Source organism: Streptomyces sp. NPDC028910, assembly GCF_055564955.1.
Genome location: NZ_JBVHVF010000023.1, coordinates 109,991 through 118,988, shown reverse-complemented (window position 1 = coordinate 118,988; position 8,998 = coordinate 109,991). Strand labels below are relative to the sequence as shown.

Sequence of the window (8,998 nt, the reverse complement as noted above, 5' to 3'; positions counted from 1 at the left end):
TCGCGAAACTGCTGACGTTCGGCGGTCAGCCCGCCCCCTTGTGGATACCGCATGCCCCGGTGATACCGCAGCCAACGATCCGCCATCAGCCCCTATGACACCACGAGTTCAATCTCAGTAGCAGTACTGGCATTACTTCTCGGCCTGGGACTCGCCGCACCGCCGACCAGCGCGGTGGCCGCCGAGTCGGGGTCCGTGAACGCACTCGAAGGCGAGAACACCGCCGCAACCATCGCCGACCAGGAATTCCACAACTGCCTGGACAGCGACTACGAGGGTCACGTCTACTCCAAGCCCTGCGCACCGGACGGCGCGAACTACACGCAGCAGTGGCAGGCAGTGGGCAAAACTCTCGTCAACGTGCAGACCGGACTCTGCCTCGACGGAAACGCCGAGGGCCGGATCTACACGATGCCCTGCGACCCCAACCGGCAGAATCCCTATCAGGAATGGCAGTCGTCCACGGTCGATCGCCGTGTGATCTTCAACCCGAAGACGGAGCGCTTCCTCAGCGCCGACCCGCCTCAGGTCATCAGCGGGGCCTACCTCGGCTTCGACCGTCAGCGCTGGACCATCACCCCAGTGGACGGTGCGTGCACGATGGAACCGCTGACCATGGTGATCGACGAAGTCCTGCCGGACAAATGGTATGACTTCACGCCCACCTTCGGAAGCCCGGACGACATCGGCGGCCGCTGGACCATGTCGGTCACCGAGGACAAGACACGGTCCGAGTCGGTGACTTGGAGCCAGAACTGGAGCATCGAGTACGGCTTCGACAAATTCAAGGCGTCCGCGTCAGGTGGTCTGAGCAAGGGCACCACGGTCACGTCGTCGATGTCGGTGACGCTGCCGTTCAGCATCATCGTCCCCCGGAGTCAGAAGGTGTGGACCCGGTACGGCGTGAACAAGCACGCGTTCACCTTCCACTGGCACCGTTCGTCGAAGGACTGCAAGGACCTGAACAGCGGTCCGCAGACCATGGAAGTTCCCTTCGAGCAGAAGTACCACTGGAACTGCGACGAGAGTCTCGACCGGGACTGCCACGCGAAGATCGTTCAGGCCAATCCGACCCCGGCTCCCAGCGGAGGCGGCGCGGCCCCCTCGGGTGCCGGATCCGGTGCCGCCGCGCAAGAGGACTTCCCCAGCATCACGGAGTACGTGTACGACCCCCTGCTGCGGCCCGATGAGGACCCCGGCCCGAACCCACCGGCTCCCAAGGCGACCACCGTCACCTACACGGGACCGCGTTCCGCGCCCTACCACGCTCCGTTCAGCGCCTCGGCACGGGTGACGAGTGCCGACGGAGCGGTCACCGGCGGCACGGTCAGGTTCACGCTCGGTGGGTCCTCGTGCACCACGGTTCCCGGATCGTCGGGCAACGCCGCCTGCCAGCTCACGCCGACGGACGCGCCCGGCACGAAGGCCCTGCAGGTCAGCTACTCGGGGACGGCCAGGTACGAACCCAGTTCCACTTCAGTGGACTTCACCATCCTCAAACTGCCCACCGACCTCCACTACACCGGCGTGAAACGCGTCGCCAACGGTGAACCGGCGCTCCTTTCAGCCGACTTGACCGAGGGCGAGACTGGCACGACCCCCGTGCAGGGCCGCACCGTGCACCTGGCACTGGGCGAGGGCACCGCCAGGCAGTCGTGCACGGCGGCCACGGACGAGCGCGGCACCGCGCGCTGCACCATCGCCTCGGTCGACCAGCCGCTGAACGCGGAGGCGACCGTCCCGGTGACGACGGACTTCGCCGGTGACGCGTACTACCTGGGCTCGCGCGACGCGGCCGAGGCCCGGCTGGAGTACTACACCGGCCAGGCAACCGGTCTGAGCGGCTCCGTACGTCTTCCGCTCGTCTCGCTGTCCATCGCGCCGACCCCGGACACCGGGCCGGTCCGTAGCGCCAAGGCCTCCCGGACCGACACCCCGTGCGCGGCCTCGGCAGGCACGCTGCTGGTGAGCGCCGGCACCCTGTGCCCGGAGGTGACCACCAGCCTGGCGCCCGGCACTTCGCGGGCCACCTCGAAGATCGAGAAGGTGCGCATCGGCTTGCCGGGCGTACCGGTGATCGACATCTCCGGGGTGACCGCCGAATCCCGGAGCACCTGCGCCGCCGCGACCGGATCGGCAACCCTGACGCTCCGCGTCGGGGGCGCCCAGGTGACCGTACCCACCGCGCCCAACAGCACCGTCGCGTTGCCGGGCGGCGGCCGGATCACCGTCAACGAGCAGTCACCGACGCCCGGCGCGGACACCGGCCTGACAGTCACCGCCGCGCACGTCGTGGTGCCTGGCCTGACCGGCAACCTCGTCGACCTCACGGTCGGCACGGCGGTCAGTGGAGCCCACAACTGCCGTTAGTACACGAGTAGTTCTGCGAGGTGGCCGCATCCGGTGGGTGCGGCCACCTTCGTCACGGCAGAGCCAGGCCGGGGCTGGCCGTACCGGGAAGCGTCAGCAGATGTGCAATCAGCTCTCCTCTCCCTGTTGCGCGAGTACTACAGGGCCGCCTCGCTAGCTCCGAGCCCTGGCGGAAGGGACTGTGTCGCCGCGAGGCCCAGGACATCCTCAAGGTGGCCCCTACGCCCACCCCCGCCGCACGGCTGACACGCACGCAGCTGCTCTAGGCAGCCACCCGCCGCGTCGTTCAGCCGAGGTAGTTCTCGGGATGCGCTGGCTTCTACCGCTTCCAGAACTCGCCTGAGCAGCCAGACGGCAGCGGCGGGAAGTGGTGCCCCTTCACGTCGGTGCTTCAGTGGTGCTCTCCGCAGCATTCGCACTCATAGATCCCGCTGACCGGCAGGATCTCACCGGGATGCCACGACGTCTTCTCCTCGCTCATGGCTTCTGTCTACGACGACGCAGCGCACGCTGAACCGGCTACGCCTTTTTGTCCGTGCGTCCACTATCGCGGTCGGGGGTGACCTTCGGCCGTGGCAATCGTTCACCAGCGGTGAAGAAGATCATCACCGTCGCAGCGCGGGGTCCGGGCGTCCGCCCGGCATCGCGAGCGGAACGGCGAATGTCAGCTGGGCCATGTGGCTGAGCCGCGCTGTCTGGGCCCCGGTGGTGGCTCTCCTACTGATGGGCTGCGTGAGCACTCCGACCGGAGCCACTGCCATCCCAGCGGGCGAGCAGGCCCAAGATGACCTCATCAAGTCCGCGCAGCGGGCCCTCGTCACACGCTGCCTCGCAGGGAAGGGCATGACGTTGCCCGCCGCACAGGCACGCCCGGAATCCCTCGAGGACAAGCGACTGCAGGCTGCCTTGTTCGGCACCGACCCGCGTGAGCTGTCGCTCAGACTCCCCACCGGGTACACCGTCACGGCCAACACGGACGGCTGCCTCGCCTCCGCGCAGCGCGCCCTCTACGGAGATCAAAAGAACTGGTTCCGTGCCGATGTGATCGTCAACAACCTGCGCGCGGAAGCCCAGGCCCGGATGACGACCGATCCAGACCACCGGGCCGCAATGGCGCGCTGGACCCACTGCACAGAGCACCCGTCCGGCAATCGTCTGCCGCGGCAACAGGACCGAGCCGTCGCCGATCGCTGTAGGCGCGAGAGCGGCCTGGCCGAGATCGAGGCCCGCCTGGAGCCGGTCCTACTGGCGAAAGTACGCGCCGAGCGACGTGACCAAGTGAACATTCACAAACAGCTACGCACGGTCGCCTTGCGGCGTGCGCAGAACCTCGCAGAGGCCACCAGGCCCCTCGGAAGCCCGGTCGGACAGCCGACCCGGTGACCGATCCGAAGCAAGACGAACCGAAAGGGCACAACATCAGATGACCATGCATCACATCGTCACCTCTGCCGCAGCGGCGCTCCTCGCCATGACCGGAGCACTGACGCTCTCCACACCAGCCGGTGCGGTCGACTGCCCCAGCGGGCATTTCTGCGCCTGGGAGCACGCCAACTTCGACGGGCAACGCGCCAACTGGTCCGGCGATGACGGATGGTGGGAGAGCTGGATCGCCGACGAGGACTCTTCCTGGGCGAACCACGGCATCTCAGGTCCGGGCGTCAAGGACCACGTCAAGGTGTACTCGCAGGCACACCAGGGCGGGCACATGACCATCTGCCTGTCCCCGGGCCAGGAAGTCGGCTACAACGGGGCAGCGAATGACAACGGCGACTCCCACACGTGGGCGACGAGCTGCTGAGCCAAGCACGTATCCGCCGCTGAGCCCCGTCCGCGCTGTGGCTTTGAGCGACAGCTGGCGACCAGCCGAGACAAAGCCACAGACGGCGGCCCACCTTGAAAACTGGACCCTCCCGGGGATAGGGCTGTCGGTGAGCATGCGCATCTGCTGGTCGGTGCCCAGGCGCACTCGGGGCGGTGCGGGCGGCCCTCGCGGAGTTCCGAGGACTTCCCGCACCTGGGTGCGAGGCCGAGTTCATGTCCCCGGAATCTCCGTACGGGTGATCACGCTCAGGGCATCGTTCGAGGTCGGACCGATAGAGACGAGCTCAATGGTGGCGGCGGTGGAGTTTCAGGGTGATGACGACCGCCACGCCCAGGGTGATGTGCATGAGGGACAGGGCTGCGACGGTGCCGCCGTCGGCGCCGGACGACAGCGGGCCGGCGACCGACAACAGGGCCAGCCCACCGCCCACGTACTGCGCGATCCGTAGGAAGACCGGCTTCCACAGGGCCATCAAGAGGGCAACGCCCGTCCCGACGACCAGCGGGACGACGGAGGCGCCGATGACGCCCCCGACCGTGATCGGGTGCTCTACGCCGCCGTCTACGACGACGAGCGAGGCACCGGCCAGCTTGGCGACGGCAAGAACGATCAGGTTGACCACGGCCGCGCCGACTGCGCCGGTGACCAGTGCCTTCCACCAGGTGAGGCCGGAACGGCGGACCGAGGGTGCGTCGGGCACAGCGGGGCCGGAATCGGGAACGACACTGCTCGACATGGGACTTCCTCCAAGGTGTGAAGTGCTGCGCTGCCCTACGGCCAGCGGCATACGAAGAAGCCTCCAACCTCCACCGCACTTGAGGTCAAGCCCTGTCCCGGCCCTGCGAGGTTAGACCATGAAGAACAAGCTCACCACTCATCCACCCCTACTCACCGGCCGTACCAGATAGACGCATGAGGCGAGGCTATTGACAGTAAGACTCCCGCACGCGCACTCTTTCACTACTTCCTTAGTGAAAGGAGGATGAACCGGCGTGATCGAGTACCGCATCGACCGGCGCAGTGGTGTGGCCACCTACCTCCAGATCGTGCAGCAGACCAAACAGGCCCTTCGCCTGGGCCTGTTGGAGCCCGGGGACCGGCTGCCCACGGCCCGCGAGGTGGTCGAGGCCCTCGCCATCAACCCCAACACCGTGCTCAAGGCGTACCGGGAACTCGAACGCGAAGGCCTGGTGGAGGGCCGCCGAGGGCTCGGCACCTTCGTCCGCCGGACGCTGGGCGAGGGCAGGGCGGCAGACGGCGCCCTGCGCACCGAGCTCGCCCAGTGGCTGGCACGGGCGCGGCAGGCAGGCCTGGAGCAGGACGACATCACCGCACTGTTCACCTCCGTACTGAGCGGATCCGACAGTGAACCGAACCAGGGGGACGAACAATGACGGCAGCCATCGAAGCGCACGGCCTCGGACGGAGGTTCCGCCGTGGTGGGTGGGCTCTGAAGGACTGTTCCTTCCGACTCCCCGCCGGCCGCGTATGTGCCCTGGTCGGACCCAACGGGGCCGGCAAGTCCACCCTGCTGGCCCTGGCCGCGGGGGTACTGAAGCCCACCGAGGGCACCCTGACGACCCCACCCCGCGAGGCCATTGCCTATGTCGCCCAGGACAAGCCGCTGTACCCGCAACTGACCGTCGCCGAGACCCTGCGGATGGGCGCGGACCTGAATCCCGACCGCTGGGACCCGACCGCCGCGGGCATGGTGGTGGAGGCCGGCGGCCTTGACCCGGCCCTGCGTGTCCGCGCCCTGTCCGGGGGCCAGCGTTCCCGGCTCGCCCTGGCCCTGGCTCTCGGCAAGCGGCCCACGGTGCTGCTCCTGGACGAAGCACTATCCGATGTGGACCCGCTCGCCCGCCGCCAACTGATGGGGACCCTGCTGGCGACGGTCACCGAACACGGCACCACCGTCCTGATGTCCTCCCACATCCTCTCCGAGCTCGAGGACGCCTGCGACCACCTGCTCCTGATCGGCGGCGGACGAGTCCGGCTCGGCGGCTCGGTCGACGACCTCCTGCAAGCCCACACCCTGGTGTCCGGCCCGATCCGCGACCTGGCCCCCCACACTGTGATCACCGCACGCTCCACCGGGCGGCAACTCACCGCCCTGATTCGTCCGGAAGGGCCTGTGAGTACCGACGGCGACGGCTGGCAGGCCATCGAACCCACCTTGGAAGAACTGCTGCTCGCCCACCTGAGTGCCCCGGACGTCCCGGCCCTGCTCACCCCGGCCATGGAGGCAGCGGCATGACCCTCCTCGATCTGCGCGGATCCCTCCGGGTCAACGTCGCCCTGCACCGCCACGTGATGTGGGCCGCACTCGCCCTCATGCTGCTCGCCGCCCTTGCCCTGCCCGCCGGCCGCTGGTATGTCCAGTCACTGGCCGAGGACCTCGCCGCGACCGGCTGCAAGGTGGAGAACACGGTGCCCGGCTGCGGAATTCAAGTCCGCGGGTTCCTCTCCCGCAGCCTGTACGTCAACAAGATGTTCGGCATCGTCGGGCTCGCCATGGGTGTACTGCCCCTGCTCCTCGGCGCCTTCGTCGCGGGCCCGCTGATCGGACGCGAGTTTGAATCCGGCACCTACCGACTCCAGTGGACCCAGTCGATCAGTCCGGCCCGCTGGCTCGCCGCCAAGCTGGCGGTGCCGGTCGCTGCCGTGCTCCTCGTCCTGCCGGCGTTCGTGCTCCTGGCGGCCTGGATCCGACGGGGAACGCTGGACACCTGGTACCCCGTCCAGTGGTACGACCTCCCCGTCTACCAGCTGATCGGGCCGGTCGCGGTGAGCTATGCCCTCCTCGGCGTCGCCGTCGGCGCCCTGGCCGGCCTGCTGATCGGGCGCACGGTCCCCGCCATGGCCTCAGCCGTGACCGCGGTCGGGACCGTTGGGGCGACCCTCATCCTGCTCCGTCCCTGGCTCTGGCCCGCCCTCGACGGGCTCCAGCGCGGCGGGGGCATCTGGGAGGTCTCTGCTGCGGCCGAGGGAACCGCGCCCCGCTACCACCCCGAATCCCACTTCTGGCCGTTGCAACTGGTCGAGAGCACGATCCTGCTGACCCTCGCCGCCGCCGCGACCGTCGCCGCCTTCGCCCTCCTGCGCCGCCGACACCGCTAGGCGTACCGCGAAGGCCAGGAAGACCAGCTCGCCGCTTCGACTCGGCGGTTGCCGGTCATGGATGCCGTGATGGCCGTCATCGCCAGGAGGAGGGCGGCGGCGGCGTAGAGCGGGGTGCGGATGTCGTAGGTGGTGGCCAGCCAGCCGCCGAGGAAAGCCCCCATGGGGGCGGCGCACATGGCCAGCATGCGGGAGGTGGAGGCGACCCGGCCCATGAGGTGGGCCGGGACGATCGCCTGCCGGAGGGAGGGCCCGGGCACCATCGCGGCGCCCATGCCGGCCCCGCTGACGGCGAGCGCCAGCCCGGCCACGTACGGGTTCGGGGCAGCGGCAAGGCCCAGGATGGCAAACCCCTCGACTGCGGCCGTGCAGGTCAGTGCGGTGCCGGTGCCGAGTCGTCAGCCAAGGTAGGAGGCGATGCCTGCACCGAGCAGACCGCCGGTGGCCTCCGCCGTGAGGAGCAGGCCGAAGCCGTAGGTGTCGATGCCGAGGCGGTCGTGCGCGAAGAGGGCGAGGACGGTCTCCACGGCGAGGAAGGCGACGTTCCCGACCGCCGGGCGGAGCGCGAGCCCGAGCAGCAACCGGTCCCGGAAGACGTACGAGGCCCCGGCCCGCGCCTGCCGCAGCAGCGACTCGCGGACCTCCGGCACGGGAAGGGGCATGGCGGGCAGCGTACGTACGAGCAGTGCGGAGAGCATGAACGACACCGCGTCGGCGAGCAGGGGTACCGCCCACCCGAGCGCGAGCAGCGCACTGCCCGCAGGCGGCCCCGCGAAGCCGGACATGGCGGTCTGGGCGCCGCGCAAGCGAGAGTTGGCGCGCTCCAAGAGTGCGGGGTCGCGGCCGAGTAGATCCGGCAGATAGGCCGTGGCGGCCGTATCGAAGAAGAGTCCGCCGAGGCCGAGCAGGAAGGCGACGGCCGCGAGCAGCGGAATGCTTAAGCCGTCGAGCGCGGCCGCTGCCGCCGGTATCGCGAGCAGCACCGCGCGCGCCGCGTCCATGACCCACATCGTGCGGCGGCGGTCCCAGCGGTCCACCAGCGCACCGCCGAGCACCCCGAAGAGCAGCCACGGCAGCGTTCGGCGGCCGTGACGACGGCGAGCGCCATCGGATCCCGCGTCAACGTCAACGCGAGCAGCGGCAGGGCGGCATGCGACACCCCGTCACCCAGCGAGGACACCGTCTGCGCAGTCCACAGCCGTCCGAACCCGGCTGGCAACTTCCGCATGTCTGACGTCACTTGGCGCCCCCCTCGGCCTGCTCGCGCGGTGTCGGGTGGAACAGTACGAAGACGAGTGACGCGTCCGGCAGCGACGGATCGGACAGCTCCTGGTACTCGTCCGCCAGTGCCTGCAGCCGCGCCCCCAGCTGCGCGAACTGCTCCTCGGTGAGCCGCAGATGCGCCATCCGTACGTGCCGCTCGCCGTCCACCGGCGCTGCCTCCAGGTCCGCCAGCGCATGCCGCATCAGCGCATCCGGCCTCCCTCGCCGGATCCGGCAGCACGATCGCGCGCGCGGCCATTGCGTAGTACCGCTCGGTGACCCCCCGGACCTTCCGCGTTCGTACCGCCCGAGCCCTTGACTCGCGTCGACCCGGAGCGGATCGCCGTCGGCGGCCACAGCGCCGGCGTCGGGACTACGTCGCCGACCTCGCCGTACGCCGCCCCCGCTCGGGCCGCCGAT

The 8,998-nt window shown here is 69.1% G+C and carries 7 protein-coding genes and 2 pseudogenes; 6 read left to right on the top strand and 3 right to left on the bottom strand.

Annotated elements, in window-relative coordinates; genetic code table 11:
• The first annotated feature begins 195 nt into the window (after positions 1-195).
• The 3 genes from ACZ4TV_RS25590 (at position 196) to ACZ4TV_RS25580 (ending at position 4,171) form a co-directional block, all read left to right on the top strand.
• A complete protein-coding gene (locus tag ACZ4TV_RS25590; protein ID WP_468137215.1) occupies positions 196-2,370 on the top strand; it encodes a choice-of-anchor P family protein in 2,175 nt (724 codons plus the stop codon).
• 723 nt (positions 2,371-3,093) lie between these two features.
• Positions 3,094-3,753, top strand: coding sequence for a hypothetical protein (locus ACZ4TV_RS25585; protein ID WP_468137218.1), 660 nt, complete (start codon positions 3,094-3,096; stop codon positions 3,751-3,753).
• A 40-nt stretch (positions 3,754-3,793) separates the two neighbouring features.
• The gene (locus ACZ4TV_RS25580; RefSeq protein ID WP_468137214.1) at positions 3,794-4,171 is read left to right on the top strand and encodes a peptidase inhibitor family I36 protein; all 378 of its coding nucleotides are present in this window, start codon (positions 3,794-3,796) and stop codon (positions 4,169-4,171) included.
• Positions 4,172-4,478: 307 nt separating this feature from the next.
• On the opposite strand, the gene ACZ4TV_RS25575 is transcribed toward ACZ4TV_RS25580, so the two are convergent.
• Positions 4,479-4,931: a DUF6069 family protein gene (locus tag ACZ4TV_RS25575; protein ID WP_468137213.1), complete on the bottom strand. Its 453-nt coding sequence runs from the start codon at positions 4,929-4,931 to the stop codon at positions 4,479-4,481.
• Positions 4,932-5,187: 256 nt separating this feature from the next.
• Here ACZ4TV_RS25575 and ACZ4TV_RS25570 point away from each other — a divergent pair, with 256 nt between their 5' ends.
• From ACZ4TV_RS25570 to ACZ4TV_RS25560, 3 genes are read left to right on the top strand one after another with little or no spacing between them, the layout of a single operon-like run.
• The gene (locus ACZ4TV_RS25570; RefSeq protein WP_468137211.1) at positions 5,188-5,589 is read left to right on the top strand and encodes a GntR family transcriptional regulator; all 402 of its coding nucleotides are present in this window, start codon (positions 5,188-5,190) and stop codon (positions 5,587-5,589) included.
• Positions 5,586-6,452: an ABC transporter ATP-binding protein gene (locus ACZ4TV_RS25565; protein ID WP_468137210.1), complete on the top strand. Its 867-nt coding sequence runs from the start codon at positions 5,586-5,588 to the stop codon at positions 6,450-6,452. The genes ACZ4TV_RS25570 and ACZ4TV_RS25565 overlap by 4 nt, the downstream gene beginning before the upstream one ends.
• Positions 6,449-7,315: a hypothetical protein gene (locus ACZ4TV_RS25560; RefSeq protein WP_468137209.1), complete on the top strand. Its 867-nt coding sequence runs from the start codon at positions 6,449-6,451 to the stop codon at positions 7,313-7,315. The genes ACZ4TV_RS25565 and ACZ4TV_RS25560 overlap by 4 nt, the downstream gene beginning before the upstream one ends.
• On the opposite strand, the pseudogene ACZ4TV_RS25555 reads toward ACZ4TV_RS25560, so the two are convergent.
• Both ACZ4TV_RS25555 and ACZ4TV_RS25550 read right to left on the bottom strand, forming a co-directional pair.
• Positions 7,312-8,555, bottom strand: a pseudogene (locus tag ACZ4TV_RS25555) (MFS transporter). The gene ACZ4TV_RS25560 and the pseudogene ACZ4TV_RS25555 sit on opposite strands and share 4 nt — an antisense overlap.
• A pseudogene (locus ACZ4TV_RS25550) lies at positions 8,552-8,885 on the bottom strand (transcriptional regulator); the annotation flags it as partial. The pseudogenes ACZ4TV_RS25555 and ACZ4TV_RS25550, both read right to left, overlap by 4 nt.
• Between the last annotated feature and the right edge of the window lie 113 nt (positions 8,886-8,998).